The sequence below is a fragment of the Olsenella absiana genome (assembly GCF_036408855.1).
Lineage (GTDB): Bacteria > Actinomycetota > Coriobacteriia > Coriobacteriales > Atopobiaceae > Olsenella_K > Olsenella_K absiana.
On the sequence record NZ_JAZGJQ010000009.1, the window covers coordinates 62,736 to 85,671 of the forward strand.

Consider the following 22,936-nt stretch of genomic DNA (forward strand, 5'->3'; position numbering starts at 1 on the left):
TTCGCACATGCTCATTCTACGTGTGGCGTGAGCGCCTCAAGGCTGGACTCACGCAGCTTGGCGCGCTATCGAGGCCTCAGGCCCGTTAGGGTCAGGCCCACACGGCGTCGCAGTCGGCGGCAGGACCCTAAAAGGGCGACGCGCGCTCTCCAGGGACGGCACCAAAGGGCGACGTAAGCGCGGTATCGGCAGGTCCCGAGGACGTTCGCCCGGCCGTCTGGTCGATAAAGCCCCACGAGCACGCCACGCACCTGCGAGGGCGAGACCTCCTCGAGCCACGTGCAGTTGTCGCCGAGCGCTAAGACGCCGTGGGCCTCGCCCGCCACGACCCGATGCAGCACGTACGTGCCGTCCCCCTCGGCGCCCTCTCGCTCGTAGAGGACCACGTCCATCGGCACGAGGTCGCCAGCCGAGCAGGGCGCCACGACGATGGTGTCGAGCCCCTCGCGGATGAGGGGCAGCATGCTCGTCCCGCGTGCGGCGTCCGCGAAGACGCCTTCGGTGGAGAGGACTTCCCCTATCGAGCGTGGTCGTCCAACGACGGACGCTACCACGCCGGAACCTCTCCCCTTCCCATCGAAGCCCGTCCTTCTCCCCTTCCCCTCGACATGACGAATGTACACTTACGCGGCAGCGAAGCTTGCGCTGATGGAGCCGCTTCCCACCACGGCCGCCAAATCCGAAGCATCCGCTATCTTGCCGATGCGCGTATAGGCATAGGAGGTGGCGTGGGATTCGTAGAAGACCACCAGGCAGTTGTCCCCATAGAGCATCACATCCCCTGCCTCGATGGTACCGGGGTTGGACGCGTTAGTCGGGAGCGAGCTGTCCAGATAGACGTACTTCTCATTGCTGTTGAGCTCGCTCATCTCCGTCTGCAGCGGGAGCATCGTCGCGAAGGCTGCTGCTGTCTCATTATCAGCAAGGTCGATGGCGAACTGGTGTCCCTCAATCGAGAGCATGACCGTTGAAATGGACGGGTTCATAGAGGACTCCTCCCCTTGGTTGGTAGCCGATGCCGTTGCATCCTGGTTCGCAGGATCGATCTCTTGAGGTGCGACCGCATTCGCACTGGATGCATTCACGCCATTCTTATCGCTGGATTGCTCCTGAGCGCATCCTCCAAGGAAGGAGACGCAGAGCACGGACGCTAAGGCAGCTGTCAACAGGATTCTCTTCACGGGGCCCTTCCTCCTCACAAGCTCCGGCCGAACTGGCGAACCTCTTCCAGGTTCTGGGGAGAGGACGCGGCTGCGCCGGGATATTCGAAGATGCCACAGTCCTCCGCGCCGTACCAGCCTTGCAGGAACCCATGGTAGATGCGCTCGGCCGCGGCATATACGCTCGAAGATCCGGAATCCAGGATCATGGCCATCTTCTTGCATGCCTTCGGGATCCCAAGGGCATAGGTCCTATGGATGGCGCAGTGCAGCTGCCCCGTGAACGAGCCGTAGTAGATCGGGCTTGCCAGCACGATCATGTCAGCGCTGGCGTAATGGGGGTAGATCTGCTGCATGTCATCCTTTTGGATGCATTCGCCGTTCCCTTGGGTGTGGCACCACTCGCACCCGATGCACCCATGGATGTCCATGGAGGCAACGTCGAACACGGTCACTTCATGGCCCGCTTCGCGCGCTCCCTCGGCGAACGCCTGGGCCAACGCGGTCGTATGCCCATTCTTGCGGGCGCTTCCCTGCAGGACGAGTATCTTCATGCTATGCCTTCCTGATCGTGATGTCATAGGATCCCTTCAGCCCGCGTAAGGTCTCTATGGCTCATAAACAAAAGATGCTTACGCTGACACCAACGCTGTGGCTGAGGTAACCACACGTACTGCGACGGTATCGGGCGGGCGTGCACATCTATTTCGTCGGGTCGGTCGTGCCCGCAAGGGGTCTCTCCCCCGGACGCGCGAGGGGGCCAACGAGCTCGTGGGGGCGGTATGGATCCTCGAGGAAGCCCACCTCCTCGGCAGAAAGGCTCAAGTCCAGCGCCCTCACGGCATCGTCCACGCGGTCGGGCCTGGAGCAGCCCACGATGGGCGCGGTAACCCCACGGGCCCAATGCCACGCGAGCGCGATGTCGGCCATGGGTACGCCTCGCCTTTGCGCCAGCTCGGCAACGCGCGCGACCACCGGCATATCCAGCTCCTGGTCGTGGTCGTACTTCTCGCGCATGGTGGAGTCGGTCCTGGAGCGTCTGCTTTCGGAGTCCCACGTCGGACGCGTGAGGTGGCCGCTCGCGAGCGGGCTGTACGGGGTGAGCGACACGCCGTACTGCCGGCACACGGGAATCATCTCGCGCTCGTCCTCGCGGTACAGCAGGTTGTAGTGGCACTGCATGGTGCTGAACGGGGCCCAACCGTTTTCCTGAGCCGTGACCTGCATGTTGTGGAACTGGTAGCCGTACATCGCGCTCGCGCCCAGTGCCCGCACCTTACCTGCGCGCACGAGGCCGTCCAGCGCCTCCATGGTCTCCTCGATGGGTGTGTCGTAGTCGAAGCGGTGGATGATGTAGAGGTCCAGGTAGTCGGTGCCAAGGCGCCGTAGGGTGCCGTCGATTTCGTGCTCTATCGCGGCCTTGGTAAGGTGCCCGAGGCTTCCCTCGTTGAAGAACACCTTGCTCGCCAGCACAACGTCCTCGCGCCTCACCCCGAGGTTCTTCAGAGAAGTGCCTATGAACTCCTCGCTCGTACCGTGCGCGTAGCAGTTCGCCGTGTCGATGAAGTTTACGCCGAGCTCAAGGGCACGTTTGAGGACTGCTTGCGTTGCCGGCTGGTCGATGACCCACTGGTGAAAGTCGGGGAACACCTTGCCAAAACTCATGCCGCCGATGCACACGCGCGATACCTTGATGTCGGTCTTGCCAAGAGTTGCGTACTCCACGATTGCCTCCTTACGGCAGAAAGCCAACTATATCCCAAGCCTCGTGTACCGCTCTGCGGGCTCAATCCGGTAGAGCTCGGCGTGAGTTGCCTTTGTAAGGGCCTCCGCCGCCATCTCCGTCGTGCCGGTAGCGCTGAAGTACGTGACGATCATTCTTGTCAAAGTGAACACTCCCTCATTTGGATTGGCGCCGTCAGGATGTCGCGGTATCCGAGCCCACCGTTTACGCCAGGCACGAGACTACTCCCTGTCGAGACGCAGGCATCCCCCGACGCGCTCGCCAAGACTCCAGTACGAGTAGGTGGGGAACTCGAAGAGGACCGGGGCCACTCTGCCGTAGTCGATCTTTCCCTTCTCGTCCAGGCATGCCTCGTCCACGTACGTGCCGTCGATCGCGAGCACGAAGGTCTCGAAGCCGTCCGTCTCGTACACGTCCTCGACGGAGCAGGCAAGCGAGAGGGGCGACTCGTCGATGAGCGGTGCGCCGTCCTCGGCCGCGCTCCACGCAAAGGCGCGGGACTTGTCCTCCTTGGTGCCACTCACGCCGCCCACGTGGTCGGCTGCGCGAAGGAGCTTCTCATCGATCAGGTTGACCGAGCAGGTGCCGTTCTTGCGGATCCACTGGTTGGTGTAGTGCTGCTTGGCGCAGCTGATGGTCACCCTGTCGTGCCCTATGATGCCGACGTGCGCGATGAGAAGCCAGTTGGGGCCCTTGTCCGTCATGGCGCCCACGACCGTCACGGGCGTGGGGTACAGTGCGAGCTTCGACCCAAGGTTCTTCCTTGCCATTGTCTCTCCTAGTCCATCTTCTTTTCCCAGGCGCGCACGGCGTTGATGCCGAGAGAGTCCGCGACATTTTCGAGCTCGCGCAGGATTGCGTCCGCCTGCTTGACCTCCGCGAGGTTGTGGTTGGAGACGCCGATCACGGGAGCGTCCTCCCTGCCCTCGAAGAACGCCGCAAGTCGAGTCGCTGGGACGATTCTCAGACTTAGACTAAGGTTTAAGTCAATATACTTTCTCTAGATTGTGAAAGTGGCTTCACATCCTGTGACGGGGTGCGGGGCACCACCAGGAGGGGAAGCGTTTTGGAGAAGGTCTACACCATTGGGGAGGCAGCGGCCGTGCTGGGGATGCCGGCGTCGACCATCCGCTACTACGACAAGAACGGACTGTTCCCGGACATGGCGCGAAGCCAGGGCGGCATCCGCGTGTTCACCGAGGACGACCTGGAGTGGGCGCGCTTCATAGAGCGCCTCAAGGTGTCTGGCATGCCCATCCGCGAGATCAAGCGCTACATAGACCTCTATCGCGAGGGAGACTCCACCATCGAGGAGCGCCGGCACATCGTGAACGAGCGGCGTGAGGCCATCCTGAGGCAGATGGAGGACCTCAGGCTCTCGCTCGATTTCATCACCTACAAGTGCTGGTATTACGACGTGGCGGCAAAGTCGGGCACCTGCGACACGCCCAAGAACATGCCCATCGAGGAGCTTCCGGAAGACATCCGCCGCATCAAGGCGGAGTGCCGAATCAACAGGTACTAGGTTGCCGGAAAGCGCCGCGCGCGGAGGGCTCGACGACGGTCCTTGTGTACATGCTTTTAATGTCATGCACGATCCGTTGCCGCGCATGAGCGCTCTGTTTCAGCAGAAGGTTAGGTTCTTGCCGCCCGACGAACGCCCGGTCCAGGACCCCCTGCTTTCGACGGTTGACTCGGCCCTTTCCGCCGCAGTCCAGACGAATCCTTGTTCACGCCTCACCGAAGGGTACTGCAGACTGGCTTGATTTACTAATTACGTATAGTTTATTATACGTAATAGCACTTTACGTAATATAAATATGACAGGTGGCATTATGAAGCGACCTATGTCAGCCAAAACGAAACTAGCAGCCAAGAGCATCGGCGAGAACATAGCCACATGGCGCAGGCTATACGGGCTGACCTCGCAGGAGCTTGCCGACAAGGCCAACGTCTCACGTGCGACCATCTCGCGCCTGGAGAACGGCGATCCCTCCGTTAGCCTCGAGACGTTCCTTAACGCATGTCGGACGCTGCAGACCCTCAACGCCGTGGTTGAGGCAACGGACCCCTATCAGACGGACTTGGGGCGTGCAAGGGCCGACCAAGCGCTTCCACAACGTGTGAGGAGCAGGCATCGGTAACGGACAGGGGCAGGCTCCTTCTCGCCAAGTTCTCGCACCCAGGCGACGAGTGGGACGTTATGGCATGGGAGAAGACCAGCCTCGACGTCGCCAGAGCGGTCGGACTCGCGGTCCCTGTGGCAAGACTGCTCAGGATAGGATCTGATTCGGTCCTTCTGCTAGAGAGATTCGACCGCGAGGGCTCGCTTGTGAATGGACCGAGGATTCCCTACTTGAGCGCCATGAGCCTAGTCGGTGCACGTGACGGATCGCAATGCGACTACGCTGACGTTGCAGACGCGCTAGTGGATTGGTGTCGAGATCCACTCCCCCAGCTCGAATCCCTGTTCACGCGCATCGCCTTGTCCATCGCCTTGCACAACACAGACGACCACCTACGGAACTTGGGCCTCCTTCGAAAAGGAGAAAGCTGGGCCCTCTCCCCCGTATTTGACGTCAACATCAATCCCGACCCAGGGAAACAGCGCGTCACGTCGGTCTTTGGCGAGACGGGCAGGTCCGAGATCGACGGACTGCGGGAGCTGGCAGAAGCATGTGGCCTCACAGCCGACAAGAGCGCGTCTGCGGTCGCGAGGGTGGTAGGCGCGGCACATTCGTGGAGAAGCCTTGCAAGGCGAAACGGTTGCAAGGAGGCGGAGGCCGAACTGATGGGCCGTGTGGTGGACGAGCGCGTCCAGGCGTTAAACGAGGCGTTCAGCTAAGTCGCGCGAATGGGAACCTCCGCCTCCAGCAGATGACAACGACGCCTCAGGGCATAGCTCTGAGAGTTCTTCTACCAAGCCCTCCCGACTCCGTGGACAAGCTGTGCATATCGCATGTTGCCGCAGCAGGCGGCATTCAGTATACCTAAGATACATTGTGCGCAATTTATTTACCGAGGAGAGGAAGACGCATGGCCGAGAAGGAGACAGGGCCGATTGGCTCTTCGAGTAGCGAGACCGCCAACAGGAAGATCCTGGATCTGGTGGATGACGCCAAGGTGAAGCGCATACCGTTCTTCGTACGCAAGCATGCATTGAGCAAGACCTTCGAGAAGATCGAGCACGAGCACCCCGAGCTCTATGCCGCGGCAGCGCAGGAGGGTCCGCTTCCTGACGAAGCGCGCTCACAGCTCAGCGACATCGTGAATGCAATCTTCGACCAGAAGCTCAAGAAGCATAGCCTGTAGGTTGCGTGGCAGTCGAGTCGCATGCCGTGCGGGGGATAACGAGACTGCGCGACTGCGAGGACGCGTCAAACGTGGCCAGAGGACGGCGAGAAGACCGTCCTCTGGCGATTGCACCACCCAAGGACTTGCTCGAGGCGCAGAACGCCATTGAGAGCTATTGGTCCTGGGAGCCGTGCACATCCATGTAGCCATGGAGAAGCTCGATGAAGATGTCAGTGATTTCCTCAGGGCTTTCCTTCATGCCTCCCCTAGTCCAGCACGAAAGCAACCCCATCGAGGCGCCCGCAAAGTAATAGATCTGATAATTGCTATGCAGAACGTCGAGTCGTCGGACCTGGTACAGGGTCGCGTCGTACATGGCACGGGCCACCTCATGGTCCAGTCCCTGCCGAGCCAGACACCTGAGGGTGCCTCTCTCACCGTAGAGCACGGTAAAGGCATGCAGGATTGCCTCGCGGCTGTTAGGTTCCCACGAATCCTGATCGGTTACCACCTTTCGGCAAAGCTCTCGGAGCCAACGCCGAACGATGTCTTCGGGCGAGGAGAAGTGCCGGTACAGCGTTGCGCGCGAGACGTCTGCTTCCTGCGCAATCTCGCGCATGGTGACGTCTGGCAGAGCCTTCTTGTCCATGATGGTGAAAAGGGCATGCATGATAGACATCTCGCTCGAATACATGAGACACATCCTCCCCACCTGTCTCAGGCCCACGTCTCCGCATGCTTTGCCCCACAGCCATGCCAGTACACTCAGCCACAGCACACTATATCGAGGGAGGAGACTGCGATGATTGACGAACTCTTGGGATACGAGGGGAAGAAGTGCGTTGTTACCGGCGCATCAAGTGGCATGGGGCTTGCGACCACCAAGATCCTGGCAGAGCTTGGCGCAGAGGTTTACGCGCTTGACATGCGCGAGTGCCCTGTCGAGGGGATCAATGAGTACATAATGGTCAACCTGTCCGACCAGGCAGCAATTGACCAGGCATTCCTCAAGATCCCTGACCACATCGACTGCTACTTCGGAATAGCCGGGCTCAGCGGTCTGAAAACCGACTACGCCACTACGTTCAACTGCGATTACACGGCAAACTGGTACATTACCGAGCAGTACTTGAAGACACGCATGAGCGCTGGCGGAGCAATCATGTACGTATCGTCCACCGCCGGACTCAACTGGATGAAGTACCGGAAAGAGGAGGAGAAGGTTATATCCTCCTCGTCCTGGGATGCGGTCCAGGAGGCCATCGCGCACCTTGAGAAGTCTTCTCCTTCGACCTTCGCCTACATCTTTGCAAAGAGATGCATCAGCTACTATGCAGCGCGCCTCTCGACTGAGCTTGGCAAGAAGGGTATCCGCGTGAACACAGTGCTGCCCGGAAGTACCGATACCGGTATGAAGAGCGAGTTCCAGAAGATGGCAGGCGGCGAAGAGGCCCTGCTCAAGGAGGCCGGAGCCGCGGGTCGTCTGGCAACATCCCTCGAGATGGCATGGCCTATCGTGTTCGTGAACTCTGCCGGGGCCAGCTTCGTGTCTGGCCTTGAGCTGAATGTCGATTATGCGGACACGCAGATGAAGGCGCTGAAGCTCAAAAAGGATATCGAGGACATTCCGGTAACAAACCCGCTGGTGCTTGCAGCCGCAAAAAGATCTATGAGCCGGAAAGCATAGGGCCGCATCCGCATGGCGCATGTGCAGGGGCACTGCTGGACCGGGCTTCTCGAAGAGGCCTAGGGCATCCAGGATGAGGAACCCGCGCCTCCAGCAGATAGCCTCGCTCCTGCTCCTCCACAGGCGCATGGCCGAGGGGACCGCGCTCGCCGACGAGGCGCCAGCCGAGCTCCGTACCCTTGCCGGTGGCATTAGGTCCGTGCTCTCCATCACCCGCCCCGACGCCTCGGCGGAGGCTTCCATGGAATTCCCCGCCGGGCTGGTCGACCGCTGGTTCTGAATGGGTATAGTGAATACGGATGTCAAGACCCGAGAGGGTTTTATGTGGCGGGGACGCGCGAGCGCCTCCGCCTAATTTTTTGCCTTTCAGCTCCAGCGCGGCCGACGCCTTCCGGAATCGTGGTGTGTCGGCCTTGGGGCATGCTTGCGACACTCCTGCAAGGGTGACCGATCCGACCGCCATCCAAGGCGGGTCCGGCGCAAGGCGTCTGGGTGCCGGATGTCACGATTCGCGGGTCGTCGGCACCGGCACCAAATTCCCGACATTTGCCCGGAGAATCCCCGCGACGCATTGCCATCAATCACTCCCGTCCGTCGTAGCATGGCTGCCACATCAAGCGGCCGCGAGGACTGGAGGAAATGCCATGAGGTGGATCTACGACGCTTGAGGCAACGCGGACCTCGAAGAGGTCGCATTCGCGGAGAAGGACGTCTCGGCGGTCATGGAGTACGTCGACCTCTTCTCCGCGCCGAGGGACGCTGCGGACGCCGCCACGTGCCTCCTGGGGCGCTTGGCAGGGGAGCTCGCCGAGGCGTGTCGCATGGCAATGCGGGGGACGAGACGGTGCTCGTGGCCGTCATCTCCGCATACGAGGAGGGCTCGGCCAGTATGCCCGAGCTCAGCGTGGGCGCCGCCGAGTTCGCGACGATGAGGCGCGCGTGCCTGCTCTACCTGGCGGACCACGGCGACGTGGACGCGATACGCCACAACGTTGTCTCCGTCGTCGCGACGGGAGAGCGCCAGGTGAGGCTCCGCCATCTCATAGGCGCCTGGCAGTGGGTGGAGAGCAGGGAGTGGCCTAGGACGTCAGACCACGAAGACCGCCCGCGGCAGGAAGGCGAACGCTCGGGGAAACCCGGGCGGTCGCCCATTTCCTGCCGCCACGGCCGCAGCCAAGCCTCCCGCGGCCTCCCCCCCACCGTCAGCGTGAGTCTTCACTTCCTTCTTGCGGTATTCCAATTCCGCTGGTTCCATCCATAAGAAGAGAGTCGCCCTGCATGCATTATCGAGGTGAACGATGCTTAACGAACTTTCCGGCAATGACCTGTTCTGCAACTACTACAAGGAATGGATTTCCATATACAAGGAAAATGCAGTAAGGCAAGTGACGCTCAACAAGTACCATCTTGCACTTGCTTGGATAGAGAGACTAGCGCCAGACATGAAACTGTCGGAGCTCGATCGGGTCTCCTACCAGAGGATTCTCAACGGTTACGCGAAGGAGCACGAGCGGCAGACCACGATGGACTTCCATCACCTGCTAAAGGGGGCCGTGCTCGATGCGGTCGATGACGGGCTCGTGCCCAGAGACCCGACTAGGAAGGCAATCGTCAAGGGAAAGCCACCGCGCCCGAAGAAGAGCCGTTATCTTAACCAGTTCGAGCTCCATAGATTGCTCGCTAGCCTCGATTTGGGGCCAGAGATCAGCTGGGAGTGGTTCATCCTTCTGGTCGCAAAGACCGGTTTGCGATTTTCCGAGGCGCTCGCAATCACCCCGTCAGACTTCGACTTCACCAGGCAGACGCTGTCTGTAAGCAAAACTTGGGACTACAAGAACGGCGGGGGCTTCGTGCCGACAAAGAACCGGTCCTCTATCAGGAAGGTCCAGATTGACTGGCAGCTGATAGTTCAGTTCTCCGTCCTGGTAAAGGACCTTCCAGAAGAACGCCCCGTCTTCGTCAGAGAGAACGAGAAGATCTACAACTCGACGGCAAACAACACCCTCGCGAGGCTATGCAAGAAGTCTGGGGTGCCAGTAATCACGATACACGGGCTGCGCCACACGCACGCCTCCCTGCTCCTCTTCGCAGGGGTGTCAATAGCGAGCGTCGCGAAGAGGCTAGGCCATGCCAGCATGAACACCACAGAGAAGACCTATCTCCATATCATCCAGGAGCTGGAGAACAAGGATGTGGATCTGGTGATGCGCTCTCTCACCAGCCTTGTCTAACCGTCAGCGTAAGTCAAAAGGGCGACTCTCGCTGATGAAGGGTGATGAGACTATCGAAACAAGAGAAGAGTGTGCCAATCTGGCGCTGTTCAGGAGTGGTTGGGTAGCTGAAATCCACTTCGGCGATGTCCTCGTTGTGGATGTGTACTACTGACTTCCCCTGGGCCTTCGTAGCTAGCTGGTAGTGCGGAGAACCACTCGTAATCTCTATGGCCAGAAAGGTCGAATCGATTGCCGGAGAAGGCGTGATTACGTTGAGGTCTCCACCCAACAGTATTCCTGAGCTGGCAATATGCGACGCTACGGCGATGTCCTCTGCGGTCTCCCCAGAGCCTGGTACGACCACCTCTCCGCCGTGGCTGTAGAGCGACCCATCCTTGGGCTCGGCAAACGTGTCAACGTCTTGAATCACCGATTCGTAATGCGTGTAGAGGCGACCGTAGAGCACGATTGGGGTACCTGACTCCCGGATGTCTGCCTTAGAGTAGCCGCGTCCTTTGTCAAAGGCGCAAAGCTCTCCCAGCTTACGCTGTTCCCGAGCCGCCATCCTGGATATCAAAACCGCCCTGTATAACAAACTCACGCAGGAGCTTGTCCACCCTCATGTTCACTTTGAACGGCGGTATTGGCTTGCCTTCCTTCCCGACAAAGTAGTCCCGCGCCTTGCCGAGGTCAACGGTCTCCTTTAACGCGTCGAAGCGACCGTACTCGTTGATGTTGTCCTCGGTCACGTGACGCGCCATGAGATCACGCAGTTTCCCCTCGTCCACGCCGATTGCCGAAACCAGTGCATTTACTTGCGAGTCCTTACCTCTTTTCTGGAAGTCGTTGATGTAGTCCATGAGCGTCTTGCCAGGCACGACCTCCAACTCGCCACGCTGTGCCGCGTGGATGACGAGCTCGGCCGCTGTCTGCTGCTCTTGGGTGAGGCTCGCGAAGGAGCTGTGAAGAAGCTCGAGAGCGGCCTTGGCCTCCTCGCCCTCGTCAATCTTCTTGAGCCACTTGGCGAAGTTCTCGTTCATGTAGTCGGTGTCGATCCGCCCGGTGTCTATCTCCGTGAGGTAACCATCGATGTCGAACGGCACGTCATCCGACCCGTCGCCTGATTCCCGCTCGAAGAGCTCCTTGTAGCGCAGGGCGAGGACGAGGTACGCCTGCTGGTCGAGCGTCATCACGACCTCGGTTTCCTCTTCGCTATCGCGATGGAACTTGTAAGTAGATTTCCCCCAGGTGAACCCCTGCACCTTTGCGGCCTCGATGAGGTCGGAGAGCTGCTTGAACAGCTTGGCGAACCTCGCGCATGCCGCATCCGAATCGGGAAGCCTCTCGAAGTTCTTCACCCCATAGCCCTCGAACACGCCCCTGATATCCTCGAAGCACATGTTGATGTGCTCCAGGTTGCTCTCGAGCTTGTCCACGAACAGGCCGAACGGACGGTCCCCCGAGTAGAGCCGCACGGCATCGTCCACGTTTTGCCGCATCGTGTGCGGCCTTCGGTAGTAGCGGATCACGCCGAAGGGCTTCTCATTGCCGGGGAAGACCCTGTTCGTGCGGCTGAACGCCTGGATGAGGCCCTCGTACTCGAGGACCTTGTCGAGGTAGAGCGTGTTTACCCACTTGGAGTCGAAGCCCGTCAGCATCTGGTTCACAACGATTAGAAGGTCGAGCTGCTCCTCGGGGTGGCGATCGATTCCCACATAGGGTTTCTTGTGCGCTAGACGTGCGGCAACGTCTCGTTTGAAGGCGGCATGCGTGGGGATGGCGTAGTCCTTGCCGGGGAAAAGCTTCGAGTAGCCCTCGAGGATCTCGACGAGACCGTCCTCCTTGAAGAGCGTCCCCGTCGGGTTGTCCGGGTTGTCATTGCCGATGTTGGGGTCGAAGAGCGCCGTCACCTTGAGCTGGGGCGCTCCGTCGCGAAACATCCGGTAGTAGGTGATGGCCTCGGGGATGCTAGATGTGGCAAGGATCGCATGGAACTTCCCGCCGTGCGAGAGGGTCGTCCATCCGTCCATGACGTCCTCGAAGACCATCCTGAAGTGGTCGCAGGGCGTCCCGCCGGTGCAGCCGTCGCCGTCCATGCCCCGGTACTGGCTCTCTGGCAGATAATCCTCTATACCCTTCTCCCAGCTGCCATCTGCGGTCCGGCGGCCCGCCATGGGCACCTGGGAGGGGTCCATGTACCTGAGGTATGTCTTGCGCTTCTTCTGGTCCGCAAGGGCGTCGGGCTCGCTGTCGGCCCGGGCTTTCTCGAGGGCCACCTCGCGCCTAACGTCACGGTCCCTGTACGTGCAGACCATGCATGGATCGAAGGCCAGCACGTTGTGGTCGCGTATTCCGTCAGCGATGCTGTAGCGGTGCAGTTCGTCGCCGAACACGTCGGTGGTGGTGTTCTGCTTCTTCTGGTTTTCGTCCTGGATGGGCGTGCCGGTAAAACCGAACAGCATCGCCGTTGAGAAGGTCCTCCTGATGGTCTGCATCATGTCGCCGAAGGTTGAGCGATGGCACTCGTCCACGATGAATACGATGCGTTTCTTGCGTATACGGTCGAGGTCGCGCTCAGTGAGTCCGCCGTCGTGCTCGTGGATGTTACTCATTTTCTGTATGGACGTCACTATGAGCGTGTCGGCGGGGTCATCGCTCTTGAGCTTCGCCCTGAGCACGTCGGTGTCCTCGGTCGCCTGCACACTCATTGAGTCGTCGGCGAAGTTGCGGTACTCGTCGAGCGACTGGGTGCCCAGCTCTATCCTATCCACGAGGAATACCACCTTGTCCGCATCATGCGAGTCGGCGATGAGCTGGGCGCTCTTGAAGCTCGTCATCGTCTTGCCCGATCCGGTGGTGTGCCACACGTAGCCTCCTCTCGCACTTTCCTTGTCCCACCTCGACTTCCTCACCCTGTCGGAGATTGCCGAGGCAGCGTAGTACTGGTAGCTGCGCATGACCTTGAGCGTCGCATCCTTGTCATCGGCCACCGAGTAGAAGCCTATGAGCTGGTGGGCCATGGGGATGGAGAGCAGGTACCTCACCACCTCGTTCCAGTCGTTTATGGGCTCGTTGTTGAAGTCGGCCCAGTGGAAGCGGAAGAGCGAGAAGTCACCCGTGGCACCTGGGTTGGCGAAGTAGACCGTCTCGGCGGGTTCCATGGCAACGAATATCTGAACGAGAGAGAATAGCCCCGAGAAGACGCCCTCGTGCGCATACTTCTGTATCTGGTTGCATGCCTGAGACACGGGGACGCCGCTGCGCTTGAGCTCGATGTGGATCAGCGGCATTCCGTTGATGAGCAGCGTCACGTCGCCGCGACGATCGTTGAGCCGGGCCGATGTCGCCTTGAAGCGCGGCTGCTCGGCTATCTGGTACATGCTTCTGCCTGCTGCGATGTCGAGCCTGTCGTAGATGTAAAGGCTCACTTCCTTGCCGAAGTGAGCGGCGTCATCAGGGTTGTCACGTTTGATGGAAACGGTCCTCCCGTTGATGAATCCATTGAGCCTCATTGGGGTTCGCAGCGCGGCGATCTGCTCGAGAATCTGCTGCATCTCGCCCTGAGTGAGCGGGCAACCGTTGAGTCTGTCGATGCCCGGATTGTTCTTATAGAGAATATGAGCCCAGTTGTCGAGTAGGTCCTGCTCATCGGGCTGATGGAGAACGCCACCCGTCCATCCGAAGTCCTTAAGACGGTTTACGAGGGCAGTTTCGAACTCTGCTTCGTTCTTGAATGTGTCTGCCATACGTGGCTTATCCTCCTACACGAACATCTTGTCGAGGAGCGACTTCTTCAGTGTCGCGAGCTGGTCGTGCTTACGCTGATGAAGGGTGATGAGGCTGTCGAGGCGGGCGAAGAGGGAACCGATTGCACGCTGTTCAGACTTGTCTGGCACAAAGGTTTCGATTGCCTTGAGCACTCCAACGGCAAGTCCCGGCTGCGCGGATTGACCGGAGTATTGACCAAGATTCATGCGTCCAAGAAGGTAAAGCATGAAGCCAGTGTCATTGCTTTCGTTGGCGCTTACAGCTACGGCATGTTCAGTGAAATAGGCCTTGCCATCTGCGGAATTGACGTTTCCACAAAGTGCTCCCTGTCTGCCTATGAGTGCATACAAGCCATCATGGTTGTAATGATCCGTGTAGCCCCGCAGACCATTTCCGCCATAGACGGGATATGGGCCGCTGTCTGCGATATCGCTTGCCGGGATGAAGTCCCCACTTTGAAACTCAGAAGCTAGCTCCCCCAACTTACGCTGTTCCCAAGGTTCAGTAAATCCGGCGAAGCGGAGTTCGGGAACATCGGAGCCGGGCTTCGGGAACATCTTATCGAGGAGCGACTTCTTCAACGTCGCTAGCTGGTCGTGCTTACGCTGATGAAGGGTGATGAGGCTGTCGAGGGAATCGAGCGTCAATCCAATGAGCTTCTGTTCCTCGAAAGACGGATATGCTTGCAAGGTATCCATAAACTCATCAACATTGATGCTGCGACCGTCGCGTATGCCATACGTAACCGTACCAAGGTCATGAATGAACCTTGGCGACATAAACCAGTGTTTCCAGAACCTATCCGACTGAAAAGATAAGCATCTAGCTGCGAAAACTGTATAAGCAGGAGATGTGATGCCCTCAATAGGAGAGTGCGCAAATCCACCCTGAAACGACCTTAAGTGCACCACGAAGCTGCCGGGGATTACCCTCTTGTACCCCACCTCATTGCTTGCGTCGTGACCTACGTAGCGGCCTGAATCGTCACGCCTGATCATGCCCAAATCTTGGGTTGCGGATAGGACAGGGAGCTTAGGATGGCCCCTGTCATCCATGATCTCAAATATATCTCTAGCCTTACGCTGTTCCCAAGGTTCAGTGAATCCGGCGAAGCGAATAGCCGGGACATTGCCGCTCATCGAGCCTCGCCCCCCAGAAGCTCCATGAGCTCGTGAATGCCAGCCATGTCACTATCGTTACCCGTAAGCTGTCCAAGCATCTGCGAAAGATTGCTCTCCTCCGTGCGAATTTGCTCGTCCACCTCGGCGAACGTTGTCTCGTACTTATGGGAGAGGTCCTTGACTCTGTCAATAAGGCTGTCAATTTCTGCGCGAGAGAGGGCAGCGATTCCGTCCTCGATTGGACGGTTCCACTTGGCGTCCAAGAGTTCGCGCGCCTGTTGGTCAGAAAGTGCCTCGATAGAGCTCTTTGTACTTGCCTCGAGCTTTGCGGAGAGACTCTTCTCTTCCTTCTTCGTCGCCTTCTGCTCATCGAGCAGGGCCCGGGCTTTCTCGACCTGGTCAGCAAGCTCGTCTTGGTCGCCATCGGAGCGCAGGTCCTTAACCGCCTTCCTCAGCTTGGAGGCCACAAAGGCGTCGCCCGCGTCGTTAAGCGCCTCGCCAAGGGCGGCCTTGTCGTCCTCCGAGAGGCCTTCGATGATCTCGGAGAGCTCCCCGTCGATGGCCGTCATGCGGTCGCTGATGGAATTGAGGGCAAGCAGGCCGTCGGCCAGCAGCTCATGCTGGACGAGGTCGAATGGCAGCACATGACCGCGCCAACCATCCTGCACCTCCACTTCCTTGTCCTTCTTTTTCTTCGTCACCATGTTGGGGTCAACCTTCCTGACGGCGTCGAAGCCCTCGGTCTGGATGACCTCGAGGTCGGCTTCGATACCCCTCCAGGAGTCATCGAGGACCTGGTAGGCATCGTAGGGGTCCACCAGCTTCTCGCCCCCGAGCCTGTCGAAGACCTCCCGGGCGAGCCTGTCCTCCTCGGTCGGCAGGTTGATGAGCGAGGATTCGTCAACGAGCTCGTCGTAGAGCCACTGCCCAAAGTCGGAGAAGCGCGAGTCATAGGAGTCCAAGTAATCGCGAACGGCGTGACTGTCCCTCACGGTCTCACCTACGTCTTCCGGCCTGAGGCGCACGGTTGCACCGCCGGCCGACTCGAAGAGCTCGTCGCGTAGGCCAGGCAGCGCGTCCCAGTAGTGCCTGAGCGCGTCGACTTCGGCGACGGGAATCCCGCCGAACATCGTCGCGTAGATGTCCCAGGTCTCTGGAGCCTCAGACGAATCGACGTAGCGCGGAATGTTGAGGTTGTAGCCGTTGTTGCGGATCTCCTGCTTTGGGACCACGCGGCAGAAGCGCTCGACGTCCTTCCGGCTTTGGTATGCATCAACGATGCGGCGAATATCGCAGGCGCGGAGCCTGTTGTTCTTGCCGTCCTTCACGAAGCCCTTCGAGGCATCGATTATCAGCACGTCGTCGCTTTGCCGGCGCTTCTTGAGCACCATCACTATCGTGGGGATCCCGGTGCCGAAGAAGATGTTGGCGGGTAGGCCGATGACAGCGTCGATGTTCTCGTTCTCCACGAGAGCGGTGCGGATCTTCTCCTCCTCGCCGCCACGGAACAGCACACCATGCGGCAGGACGATGCACATCACACCGTCTGGCTTCAGGTGGTAGAGGTCATGCAGCAGGAAGGCGTAGTCGGCCTTGCTCTTGGGGGCAACGCCGTAGCCGTCGAAGCGCCTGTCGGAGTCCTTGCCCTCGGGGTCCCAGCGCTGAGAGTACGGCGGGTTCGAGACAACCGCGTCCACGAAGAGCGGCTCGTAGGACTCGGGGTGTCCCTCCTCGAACCACGGCCAGTCGTCCTCGAGCGTGTCGCCGCAGCGACACGCGATGTTGTCCGGCGCGATGCCGCGCATCACGAGGTTCATGCGCGTGAGGTTGTAGGTATTCTCCTTTAGCTCCTGCGCGTAGTACTTGATGGACCCGCGGTAGCCCTGCTGGCGGGCGACCGCCTCGCCGATGGTTATGAGCAGCGAGCCCGACCCCGAGGTCGGGTCGTAGACGGTAACCTCGCCGCGGCCCGCCAGGTTCTGTGCCACAATTTGGGCGATGAGAATGGAGACCTCGTGCGGGGTGTAGAACTCGCCCGCCTTCTTGCCGGCGTTGGCGGCGAAGTTGCTGATCAGGTACTCGTAGATGTAGCCGAGCACGTCGTAGCCCTGCTTGCCGTCCATCGGGATGTCGCGGATGAGCTGCAGGAGCGCGCTGATGGCTTTGGTCTGCGCCCCGGAGGTGTCTCCCAGCTTCGAGAGGCCGGTCTCGAGGGTGTCGAAGATCTTGTCGAACACGTTCTTGTGGGACGGCTTTATGAGGCGGGAGAAGGCGGAAAGGGCATCTCGGACGTCCGAGACGCCGAAGTCCGAGCCCTTGGCGAGCCACGTCGAGTAAAGGTCATCGTATGAGATGAAGTAGCCCAGGTTGTTCTGCACGTAGGAGAGGGTCTCGGGGTCGTCCTCCCTGACCGTCTCCATGCTCTCCCTGTCAAAGCCGTTCTTGAGCAGGAAGTGCTCCTCACGGTCAGAGAGGAATTTGTAGAAGATGAAGCCGAGGATGTAGTCCTTGTACTCGCTAGCCTCGATCTTAGAGCGCATCTCGTTGGCCGACGCCCAGATTCGAGCGGCTAGCTGCTGCTTGTTCATCGGGTCTCTTTCCCCTTCCCCCTGTAGACGGCATCTAGAGTCTCGTCCGCCTCGTTTACCCATTCGGTCCAGCCGTTCTGGCTTCCCCCTAGAACGAACACCGCAGCCGAGCTCGGGCTGCCGAATGCCAAGTCGTCCCGCAGGACGGACACCCCAGACCCTTCCCCGAAGAGCTCCCGCCTCGCGTCCGCGGCGCCAACGTTCTTGAGGACAGGCCGGGAGAGGTCGACCTGCGAGCCCGCGAGGACCGAGAACCTCCCTGTGCGCTCGTCGTAACGCCCTTTCGCGACGATGCCGTTCCTCCTGGTGTGGAAGACCGTATGGCTGCCTGTGATCGCGGCGTCCGTGCGGTCGAGCCCAAAGCCAAGAACGGCCATCCGGAAGAGGATGCTCTTGTGCAGGCGCATTACCGTCTGCTCCTTGTACGGGCTCACGTAGGGCTGCGGGGTCTCGAGGTTGTCGGTCTCGTACGAGCCGTGCGAACGGACGTAGCCGATCGCGTCAGCCTCGAGCGCGTCCAGAACGTCCCTGTCCATGTTCGACTCGTCGTCCAGGAACATGACGGCCTTGTTCCAAAACTCCTTCCTGGACTTGTGGGCGTCAAGCCGAGACAGGCCCTGGGTGGTCTGCCCCGCGTACACGCGGCCGATGACACCGTGGTCCTCGTCCAGGAGGTAGTAGACGCCCCTCTTCGGGATGTCTGGCAGCCTCTTCGCCTCGGAGAGCAGCTCGCGGGGGACGACCACGGTCGTGAGCGACTCTCCCTCGACGTGACAGATCCTGATTCCGTCCGGCTTGCTGCCTATGAGCCGGACGGTCATCGTGGTGAGCTCGATCATTTGCGGTCGGCCCCTGACAGGCGGTCGATGAGACACATCTTGACATAGGAAGCTAGGCTCATCCCGGATAGGCTCGCCGCCTCCTTGGCGGAGTCCCGCAGGCTGCGGGGCATCCTGAGCGTCACCGAGACGCTCTCCGAGTTCGTGAGGAAACCTTGAATCTCAGTAGGTGTGGCACCGGAATCAACGAGTTCCGAGTACTTCATGAGCACCCTCCGTAGAAAGCAAGATGCATTACATTTGACGTTATTCTAGCCTCTGTGCCAACACTTGGGAACAGCGTAAGTTGGGGGACATGGGCACCGCTTTTGGCGGCTTGACCGGTAAGTCGAAGGAGGACTTTGGCCACGGTGCAGCATGGTTTGTCCCCTACACCAACGTCTTTGATAATCCTGTCGGCGACGCTTTAAGACTTGAGCGGGTCGAAATCGACCCTAGCCAGAATGTCGTGCGCGGGGGCGATGCCCTCTTCACGGTTTCCTCGGAGACGCCTGAGGAAGTTGGAATGTCCTGTGTTTGGCCCTCTGACCTCGACAATCTCTATCTGAATAGCTTCTGTTTCGGGTACCGCCAAGATGGCACCTTCGACCCGAGCTATCTTGCCTACATGCTGAGGGCCGATTCGTTTCGCAACCAGGTCGAGATGCTCGCTCAGGGGATTTCGCGTTTCAATATCTCCAAGGGAAAGGTAATGGAGATTGAGGTCCCCGTACCTGACAAGGGAGAACAGGCCCTCATCGGACGCTTCTTCGTGGACCTCGACAATCTCATCACCCTTCATCAGCGTAAGCAGGGGCTGTTTGGTACCCGAAAAGGAGCATGGAATGGCGTGACAAACCAGCTGGTTTTCAGAACTCCACGGACAGCAAATAGTCCATCCTGTACACCCACGGTGGCCAGGTTGGGCGAGGAGGACGGAGCTGACAGGGTGGCCGCGTGAGCTGCCCCAATGGTGCAGACTTGCGTCTGTGCCCCGGGAACAACTCCGCGGCCGACCTCCTGGCGCTTGGAGTTCTCCGATCCCGACTCCTTGAGCGTGCAGATTTGGAAGACGTTGGGGTTGTCCCAGCCCTCGCGATGGGCCGAGTGACTGAAGACGAACCGCACGCCCGTCGCGTCCGTCTGGTACTGCTGCACCTTGAACTTGAGCCTCATCGCGCATTGCCCCCATCAGCGCTATGGGGCCCCAGATCCTCGGCGCGGTAGGCATCATAGCCTTCGTAGGAATAGGAAGCATCGACGCTGCGCGCGAGGAGAGTAACGTTCTGGAGGTCGTCAGAGAGCGCCTGTTTGAGCTCCATCTTGATTTCGAGATCACGTATTGGACTGCGCTCCATCGCAAGCATGTAGTCATCACGGCCTATGCGGCTCCAGTCGACCGTGAGGCCGAGCTCCCTGCGGAAGATATGGTCGAGCCAGATACGCCCCGAGCGTCCGTTGCCCTCGCGGAAGGGGTGGGCAATGTTCATCTCCACGTATTTCTCCACGATCTGGTCGAAGCCGTCCTGCGACATGGCTTCAATCGAGCTGATGGCAGACTCTAGATAGAGCGCAGATGCAAAACGGAAGTTTCCCTTCGCAAGATTCACGGTGCGGACCTTGCCAGCAAAGTCATAGATATCGCCGAAGAGGGCTACATCTATTGCTTTGAGCGCACCGAAGGTGCCTGGCGCGAGCGAATCCAGCGTCCCGTCGCGGTAGATTCTGAGGGCAGCGAGCTTCGATATGCGCTCCTTCTCATGGGCAAGCTCTATTTCGTCGGTAATGCCGAGCTTGTTCTTGAGTGTCATCGAGCCACCTCGCATGTCACGTACCCCATAGCATCACACACGCTATATCACCCGCCGCACGGTGTCGGGGCTGTAGGTCTTGAACAGCTCCTCGAAGTTCGCCTGCGTCGCATCGTCCCTCATGGAGGCATCGCGCATCACCGCGTAGTCGGGCTCCAGCCTTGCCATCTCCTCGATGGTCTCCGTCCCCACCTCCGTGTCGAAGCAGGCGACGAGACGGTTGCCGTCGACGAGGAAGCACCCCCTGCCGCCGAGCTCCCTCTCCTCAATCTTCGCCGAGTACGGGATGCGTAACTTGGCCTTCCGGCGGATCCACCGGACGCACTCGGAGGCGACCGACTTCTGCATCAGCTCGTTTCGGAGGCGGATCTCCAGCTGCGTCCCGCACAGCCCCTTCTCCCGGGCGAGTCGGGGGATGTAGAACTCCCGCTCCTGCTTGGGGGGGGCCGGCTCCTGGTGAACGCCTGCGACGTGAAGATGAAGCGGAACTCGTCGAGGCCGTCGAGCTGCTCCTTGAGCTCCTGGTAGGCGTACATCGAGAAGACCTCGGCTGCGACCGACACGCGGTCTCCGGACCTGATGGTCGATACCAGGTCGTCCTTCACGATGCTCGCCTTGTTGTCGAAGAAGGGGGGATGCGTCATTCCTTGCTTCCCTTCGACAGGCTCTCGATGAGGCACATCTTCACGTAGGCGGTGAGGCTGAGCCCCTTCAGCTCCGCCGCCTCCTTCGCCGCGTCGCGCAGGTTCCGCGGGATCCCTCTGCGGGGAATGCCCCGCGCCCCTGGGGGGTGACCGACTTGAGCCGTGACGCCATGCCGAGGCGCCTTAACGTCCGTGTCTCCGACGGCGAGCTCGGGGCCCTGGACCGGGCCTCCGCCGAGATGGGCTGCTCCAGGAGCCAGGTCGTGAGGCCGCTGGTTCACTGCTTCGCGGACGGCGGGACGTGCATGGGGATAGGCACCGTCGCCTTCGACTACGAGACCTCCCACGGCATCGTGCGCAACCTGCGCTCCATAGGCACGCTCTACAACCAGTCGGTGGCGGCGCTCAACACAATCGCGAAGCTCGCACGCGAGTCCCCGGGCGATGTGACGGCCGAGGACGCGCTCGAGGTCCTCAGGGTCGTGGTCACCGAGATGGATTGGCTATACTATCCTGGACAGTTTCATGAGGTACGGGAGGTACCCGAGAAAGGCGGGAAGAGATGTCCGATCCGAAGCATCCCAGGCGCTTCACCGAGAAGTCCAGGGGCAGATAGTCGAGCTTTGCAACGGCGGCAAGCCGCCACATGAAATCATGGCTGAGCACGGTCTCGGCCGGCCGGCTCTGCGGCGCTGGATCAGCGCCATCAACGCAACGGACTCCAGCCAGGCGGCCGACAGCCGCACCCCGGGCAGGAGCGCATCATCGAGCCCGAGCGCGAGAACGGGCGCCTCAGGATGGAGGCCGACGTCCTGAGACAGGCGGCTCCGACATCCGCACGGAAGCGGCGGGGCCCGCTCGCGCGGGAGCCCGTCCTGGCCTGCGAGGCCAATCGCCACGCCTGCCTTCCCCCCCGGCGGACGCCCAGGCGTTCCATGCCGACAGGGGCAGCGAACCCGACGGCACCGCCATCGGCGGCCCCCTGGGGGCATCCGGAAACGAAAGGTCCCTCCCGAGGAAGGGCCGCCCGTACGACAACTCGGCCGGCGGGGCGACGAACGAGACGCTGAAGGCCGAGCCCGTCTACGGGGAGAGCTTCCCGACGTTGCACGAGCTGCAGGTCAGGCCGAACGACTACGTCCGCCGGTACAGCCATTTCAGGCTGCGCTCGAGGCTAGGCTACGTGAGTCCGGTCGAGTTCGGGAATGCGGGCCTCAGCCTCTGAATAACTGTCCAAATAGGGGTTGCCAATCCACAATCCCCTTCGGACCCCCTGCGGGCAAGCCTTGCACACCGTCGCGGGCCCCTCCCACATCCCGCTCCCGGTGACGCCGGAGGGACTGCCCAGCCCACCCGTGTCCCTCCGCCTTGCATGGCCCGCCCCAGGGGGACCGAAGGGGATTCCCCCCGCCTGACCAGACGGGAGGACAAGACATGCAGACCCAGCTGATGCTCAACCTCGGCATCGACGAGAAGGTGGACGTGTGCAGCCTCATCGTCCACGGGGACATCGAGCGCGAGACGCCCAAGGCCAAGCGCGAGCAGCCCGCACCCAAGTTCGAGCGCGTGCTCATGGACGGCGCGGACTGCGCGTTCAGGCGCAGGTGCGGGGCAGGAGCCAGATGCTCGTGCTGCTCGTGACGCAGGTGCAGTACTACCTCACCGACGAGCGCACAGGGAGCCGCCACGCGCTCACCACCGCGAGGCTCGGAACCTTTTGCAAGGGGGCCACGGAGGACGCCCTCACGCCGCCATGGAGCCGCCAGCCGCTGCAGGACTACGACGCGAAGGGCAAGACCGCCCTCGTCGCCATGCTCGGCTGCGGGGACTTCCGCGAGATGTGCAAGCACGACATGGTGCATGTCGAGGCGTGGGCGGCGTCCCGCATGGGGGGGCAACGCCAAGTGGAACCCGAGCAGCTCGTTGGAGCACGTCAACCTCGTGTGGAGGCTCGTGGAGCCTCAGATGGGACACAACCACTGCCGCGAGGCGCTCAGCGCGGCGCTCCGCCTCACGGCCTTCTACGGCGAGGGGCGCGACGAGGCAACCGTCGAGTGCTTCCGCGACAGGCTCTACGTCTCGCAGTTC

General features: G+C 60.5%; 27 protein-coding genes and 2 pseudogenes. 12 read left to right on the forward strand and 17 right to left on the reverse strand.

What is annotated here, in order from left to right:
• Positions 1-65: 65 nt before the first annotated feature.
• From VXJ25_RS07845 to VXJ25_RS07875, 7 genes are all read right to left on the reverse strand, one after another.
• On the reverse strand, positions 66-464 hold the full coding sequence (locus VXJ25_RS07845; protein ID WP_330958657.1) for a S24/S26 family peptidase: 399 nt from the start codon (positions 462-464) through the stop codon (positions 66-68).
• Between the two features lie 159 nt (positions 465-623).
• On the reverse strand, positions 624-1,181 hold the full coding sequence (locus VXJ25_RS07850) for a cyclophilin-like fold protein (protein ID WP_330958658.1): 558 nt from the start codon (positions 1,179-1,181) through the stop codon (positions 624-626).
• A gap of 14 nt (positions 1,182-1,195) precedes the next feature.
• Positions 1,196-1,714, reverse strand: coding sequence for a flavodoxin family protein (locus tag VXJ25_RS07855; RefSeq protein WP_330958659.1), 519 nt, complete (start codon positions 1,712-1,714; stop codon positions 1,196-1,198).
• Between the two features lie 148 nt (positions 1,715-1,862).
• Entirely contained in the window at positions 1,863-2,885 is a 1,023-nt protein-coding gene (locus VXJ25_RS07860) for an aldo/keto reductase (protein WP_330958660.1), read from the reverse strand.
• 27 nt (positions 2,886-2,912) lie between these two features.
• Positions 2,913-3,038: a flavodoxin gene (locus VXJ25_RS07865; RefSeq protein WP_407941927.1), complete on the reverse strand. Its 126-nt coding sequence runs from the start codon at positions 3,036-3,038 to the stop codon at positions 2,913-2,915.
• An 87-nt stretch (positions 3,039-3,125) separates the two neighbouring features.
• The gene (locus tag VXJ25_RS07870) at positions 3,126-3,674 is read right to left on the reverse strand and encodes a flavin reductase family protein (protein WP_330958662.1); all 549 of its coding nucleotides are present in this window, start codon (positions 3,672-3,674) and stop codon (positions 3,126-3,128) included.
• Positions 3,675-3,682: 8 nt separating this feature from the next.
• On the reverse strand, positions 3,683-3,811 hold the full coding sequence (locus VXJ25_RS07875; protein ID WP_330958663.1) for a hypothetical protein: 129 nt from the start codon (positions 3,809-3,811) through the stop codon (positions 3,683-3,685).
• Between the two features lie 159 nt (positions 3,812-3,970).
• On the opposite strand from VXJ25_RS07875, the gene VXJ25_RS07880 reads away from it, so the two are divergent.
• From VXJ25_RS07880 to VXJ25_RS07895, 4 genes and pseudogenes are all read left to right on the forward strand, one after another.
• Positions 3,971-4,429 carry a MerR family transcriptional regulator gene (locus VXJ25_RS07880; RefSeq protein ID WP_330958664.1) on the forward strand — a complete coding sequence of 153 codons (459 nt, stop codon included), beginning with the start codon at positions 3,971-3,973 and terminating at the stop codon, positions 4,427-4,429.
• 322 nt (positions 4,430-4,751) lie between these two features.
• On the forward strand, positions 4,752-5,048 hold the full coding sequence (locus VXJ25_RS07885) for a helix-turn-helix transcriptional regulator (protein WP_330958665.1): 297 nt from the start codon (positions 4,752-4,754) through the stop codon (positions 5,046-5,048).
• A gap of 11 nt (positions 5,049-5,059) precedes the next feature.
• A pseudogene (locus VXJ25_RS07890) lies at positions 5,060-5,749 on the forward strand (type II toxin-antitoxin system HipA family toxin); the annotation flags it as partial.
• A gap of 191 nt (positions 5,750-5,940) precedes the next feature.
• Positions 5,941-6,216 (forward strand): hypothetical protein, encoded by a 276-nt coding sequence (locus tag VXJ25_RS07895; protein WP_330958666.1) that lies wholly within the window; start codon positions 5,941-5,943, stop codon positions 6,214-6,216.
• Positions 6,217-6,370: 154 nt separating this feature from the next.
• On the opposite strand, the gene VXJ25_RS07900 is transcribed toward VXJ25_RS07895, so the two are convergent.
• Complete coding sequence (locus tag VXJ25_RS07900; RefSeq protein ID WP_330958667.1) at positions 6,371-6,892, reverse strand: TetR/AcrR family transcriptional regulator; 522 nt, start codon at positions 6,890-6,892, stop codon at positions 6,371-6,373.
• Between the two features lie 108 nt (positions 6,893-7,000).
• Here VXJ25_RS07900 and VXJ25_RS07905 point away from each other — a divergent pair, with 108 nt between their 5' ends.
• From VXJ25_RS07905 to VXJ25_RS07920, 4 genes are all read left to right on the forward strand, one after another.
• Positions 7,001-7,885: an SDR family oxidoreductase gene (locus VXJ25_RS07905; RefSeq protein WP_330958668.1), complete on the forward strand. Its 885-nt coding sequence runs from the start codon at positions 7,001-7,003 to the stop codon at positions 7,883-7,885.
• A 73-nt stretch (positions 7,886-7,958) separates the two neighbouring features.
• A complete protein-coding gene (locus tag VXJ25_RS07910; RefSeq protein WP_330958669.1) occupies positions 7,959-8,165 on the forward strand; it encodes a hypothetical protein in 207 nt (68 codons plus the stop codon).
• Between the two features lie 609 nt (positions 8,166-8,774).
• Positions 8,775-9,146, forward strand: a complete 372-nt coding sequence (locus VXJ25_RS07915; protein ID WP_330958670.1) for a hypothetical protein — start codon at positions 8,775-8,777, stop codon at positions 9,144-9,146.
• Positions 9,147-9,183: 37 nt separating this feature from the next.
• Positions 9,184-10,116, forward strand: coding sequence for a site-specific integrase (locus VXJ25_RS07920; protein ID WP_330958671.1), 933 nt, complete (start codon positions 9,184-9,186; stop codon positions 10,114-10,116).
• A 13-nt stretch (positions 10,117-10,129) separates the two neighbouring features.
• On the opposite strand, the gene VXJ25_RS07925 is transcribed toward VXJ25_RS07920, so the two are convergent.
• The 6 genes from VXJ25_RS07925 to VXJ25_RS07950 all read right to left on the reverse strand — a co-directional run bounded on the left by VXJ25_RS07925 (position 10,130) and on the right by VXJ25_RS07950 (position 18,620).
• Positions 10,130-10,663, reverse strand: coding sequence for a restriction endonuclease subunit S (locus VXJ25_RS07925; RefSeq protein ID WP_330958687.1), 534 nt, complete (start codon positions 10,661-10,663; stop codon positions 10,130-10,132).
• A complete protein-coding gene (locus VXJ25_RS07930; RefSeq protein WP_330958672.1) occupies positions 10,641-13,844 on the reverse strand; it encodes a type I restriction endonuclease subunit R in 3,204 nt (1,067 codons plus the stop codon). The genes VXJ25_RS07925 and VXJ25_RS07930 overlap by 23 nt, the downstream gene beginning before the upstream one ends.
• Before the next feature lie 15 nt (positions 13,845-13,859).
• Positions 13,860-14,864 carry a restriction endonuclease subunit S gene (locus tag VXJ25_RS07935; RefSeq protein WP_330958673.1) on the reverse strand — a complete coding sequence of 335 codons (1,005 nt, stop codon included), beginning with the start codon at positions 14,862-14,864 and terminating at the stop codon, positions 13,860-13,862.
• Between the two features lie 137 nt (positions 14,865-15,001).
• Positions 15,002-17,575, reverse strand: a complete 2,574-nt coding sequence (locus VXJ25_RS07940) for a type I restriction-modification system subunit M (protein WP_330958674.1) — start codon at positions 17,573-17,575, stop codon at positions 15,002-15,004.
• Positions 17,572-18,414: a GIY-YIG nuclease family protein gene (locus tag VXJ25_RS07945; protein ID WP_330958675.1), complete on the reverse strand. Its 843-nt coding sequence runs from the start codon at positions 18,412-18,414 to the stop codon at positions 17,572-17,574. The genes VXJ25_RS07940 and VXJ25_RS07945 overlap by 4 nt, the downstream gene beginning before the upstream one ends.
• A complete protein-coding gene (locus VXJ25_RS07950) occupies positions 18,411-18,620 on the reverse strand; it encodes a hypothetical protein (protein WP_330958676.1) in 210 nt (69 codons plus the stop codon). Before VXJ25_RS07950 ends, VXJ25_RS07945 begins: the two co-directional genes overlap by 4 nt.
• A 74-nt stretch (positions 18,621-18,694) precedes the next feature.
• Here VXJ25_RS07950 and VXJ25_RS07955 point away from each other — a divergent pair.
• Positions 18,695-19,354 (forward strand): annotated as a pseudogene (locus VXJ25_RS07955) (restriction endonuclease subunit S); the annotation flags it as partial.
• Between the two features lie 211 nt (positions 19,355-19,565).
• Here the strand turns inward: VXJ25_RS07955 and fic are convergent.
• Genes fic through VXJ25_RS07970 form a run of 3 tightly spaced genes read right to left on the reverse strand, consistent with a single transcriptional unit; the run spans position 19,566 to position 20,848 of the window.
• Positions 19,566-20,204: a protein adenylyltransferase Fic gene (gene fic, locus VXJ25_RS07960; RefSeq protein ID WP_330958677.1), complete on the reverse strand. Its 639-nt coding sequence runs from the start codon at positions 20,202-20,204 to the stop codon at positions 19,566-19,568.
• Positions 20,205-20,246: 42 nt separating this feature from the next.
• Complete coding sequence (locus VXJ25_RS07965) at positions 20,247-20,552, reverse strand: hypothetical protein (RefSeq protein WP_330958678.1); 306 nt, start codon at positions 20,550-20,552, stop codon at positions 20,247-20,249.
• Positions 20,552-20,848: a phospholipase D-like domain-containing protein gene (locus VXJ25_RS07970; protein ID WP_330958679.1), complete on the reverse strand. Its 297-nt coding sequence runs from the start codon at positions 20,846-20,848 to the stop codon at positions 20,552-20,554. Before VXJ25_RS07970 ends, VXJ25_RS07965 begins: the two co-directional genes overlap by 1 nt.
• A 170-nt stretch (positions 20,849-21,018) precedes the next feature.
• Here VXJ25_RS07970 and VXJ25_RS07975 point away from each other — a divergent pair, with 170 nt between their 5' ends.
• The 3 genes from VXJ25_RS07975 (at position 21,019) to VXJ25_RS07980 (ending at position 22,489) form a co-directional block, all read left to right on the forward strand.
• Complete coding sequence (locus tag VXJ25_RS07975) at positions 21,019-21,498, forward strand: hypothetical protein (RefSeq protein ID WP_330958680.1); 480 nt, start codon at positions 21,019-21,021, stop codon at positions 21,496-21,498.
• A complete protein-coding gene (locus tag VXJ25_RS09700; protein WP_407941926.1) occupies positions 21,495-22,073 on the forward strand; it encodes an IS3 family transposase in 579 nt (192 codons plus the stop codon). The genes VXJ25_RS07975 and VXJ25_RS09700 overlap by 4 nt, the downstream gene beginning before the upstream one ends.
• A gap of 209 nt (positions 22,074-22,282) precedes the next feature.
• Positions 22,283-22,489 (forward strand): hypothetical protein, encoded by a 207-nt coding sequence (locus VXJ25_RS07980; RefSeq protein ID WP_330958681.1) that lies wholly within the window; start codon positions 22,283-22,285, stop codon positions 22,487-22,489.
• The last annotated feature ends 447 nt before the right edge of the window (positions 22,490-22,936 follow it).

Excerpts from the sequence above, each read along its gene's own strand:
- VXJ25_RS07900 (WP_330958667.1), bottom strand. The coding sequence starts at position 6,892 with ATGTATTCGAGCGAGATGTCTATCATGCATGCCCTTTTCACCATCATG.
- VXJ25_RS07950 (WP_330958676.1), bottom strand. The coding sequence starts at position 18,620 with ATGAAGTACTCGGAACTCGTTGATTCCGGTGCCACACCTACTGAGATT.
- VXJ25_RS07935 (WP_330958673.1), bottom strand. The coding sequence starts at position 14,864 with ATGATCAGGCGTGACGATTCAGGCCGCTACGTAGGTCACGACGCAAGC.
- VXJ25_RS07865 (WP_407941927.1), bottom strand. The coding sequence starts at position 3,038 with ATGATCGTCACGTACTTCAGCGCTACCGGCACGACGGAGATGGCGGCG.
- VXJ25_RS07925 (WP_330958687.1), bottom strand. The coding sequence starts at position 10,663 with ATGGCGGCTCGGGAACAGCGTAAGCTGGGAGAGCTTTGCGCCTTTGAC.
- VXJ25_RS07895 (WP_330958666.1), top strand. The coding sequence starts at position 5,941 with ATGGCCGAGAAGGAGACAGGGCCGATTGGCTCTTCGAGTAGCGAGACC.
- VXJ25_RS07855 (WP_330958659.1), bottom strand. The coding sequence starts at position 1,714 with ATGAAGATACTCGTCCTGCAGGGAAGCGCCCGCAAGAATGGGCATACG.
- VXJ25_RS07870 (WP_330958662.1), bottom strand. The coding sequence starts at position 3,674 with ATGGCAAGGAAGAACCTTGGGTCGAAGCTCGCACTGTACCCCACGCCC.
- VXJ25_RS07980 (WP_330958681.1), top strand. The coding sequence starts at position 22,283 with ATGCAGACCCAGCTGATGCTCAACCTCGGCATCGACGAGAAGGTGGAC.
- VXJ25_RS07965 (WP_330958678.1), bottom strand. The coding sequence starts at position 20,552 with ATGCAGAAGTCGGTCGCCTCCGAGTGCGTCCGGTGGATCCGCCGGAAG.
- VXJ25_RS07970 (WP_330958679.1), bottom strand. The coding sequence starts at position 20,848 with ATGACGCATCCCCCCTTCTTCGACAACAAGGCGAGCATCGTGAAGGAC.
- VXJ25_RS07930 (WP_330958672.1), bottom strand. The coding sequence starts at position 13,844 with ATGGCAGACACATTCAAGAACGAAGCAGAGTTCGAAACTGCCCTCGTA.
- VXJ25_RS07885 (WP_330958665.1), top strand. The coding sequence starts at position 4,752 with ATGTCAGCCAAAACGAAACTAGCAGCCAAGAGCATCGGCGAGAACATA.
- VXJ25_RS07920 (WP_330958671.1), top strand. The coding sequence starts at position 9,184 with ATGCTTAACGAACTTTCCGGCAATGACCTGTTCTGCAACTACTACAAG.
- fic (WP_330958677.1), bottom strand. The coding sequence starts at position 20,204 with ATGACACTCAAGAACAAGCTCGGCATTACCGACGAAATAGAGCTTGCC.
- VXJ25_RS07940 (WP_330958674.1), bottom strand. The coding sequence starts at position 17,575 with ATGAACAAGCAGCAGCTAGCCGCTCGAATCTGGGCGTCGGCCAACGAG.
- VXJ25_RS07945 (WP_330958675.1), bottom strand. The coding sequence starts at position 18,414 with ATGATCGAGCTCACCACGATGACCGTCCGGCTCATAGGCAGCAAGCCG.
- VXJ25_RS07915 (WP_330958670.1), top strand. The coding sequence starts at position 8,775 with ATGCCCGAGCTCAGCGTGGGCGCCGCCGAGTTCGCGACGATGAGGCGC.
- VXJ25_RS07910 (WP_330958669.1), top strand. The coding sequence starts at position 7,959 with ATGAGGAACCCGCGCCTCCAGCAGATAGCCTCGCTCCTGCTCCTCCAC.
- VXJ25_RS09700 (WP_407941926.1), top strand. The coding sequence starts at position 21,495 with ATGAAATCATGGCTGAGCACGGTCTCGGCCGGCCGGCTCTGCGGCGCT.
- VXJ25_RS07905 (WP_330958668.1), top strand. The coding sequence starts at position 7,001 with ATGATTGACGAACTCTTGGGATACGAGGGGAAGAAGTGCGTTGTTACC.
- VXJ25_RS07975 (WP_330958680.1), top strand. The coding sequence starts at position 21,019 with ATGCCGAGGCGCCTTAACGTCCGTGTCTCCGACGGCGAGCTCGGGGCC.
- VXJ25_RS07845 (WP_330958657.1), bottom strand. The coding sequence starts at position 464 with ATGCTGCCCCTCATCCGCGAGGGGCTCGACACCATCGTCGTGGCGCCC.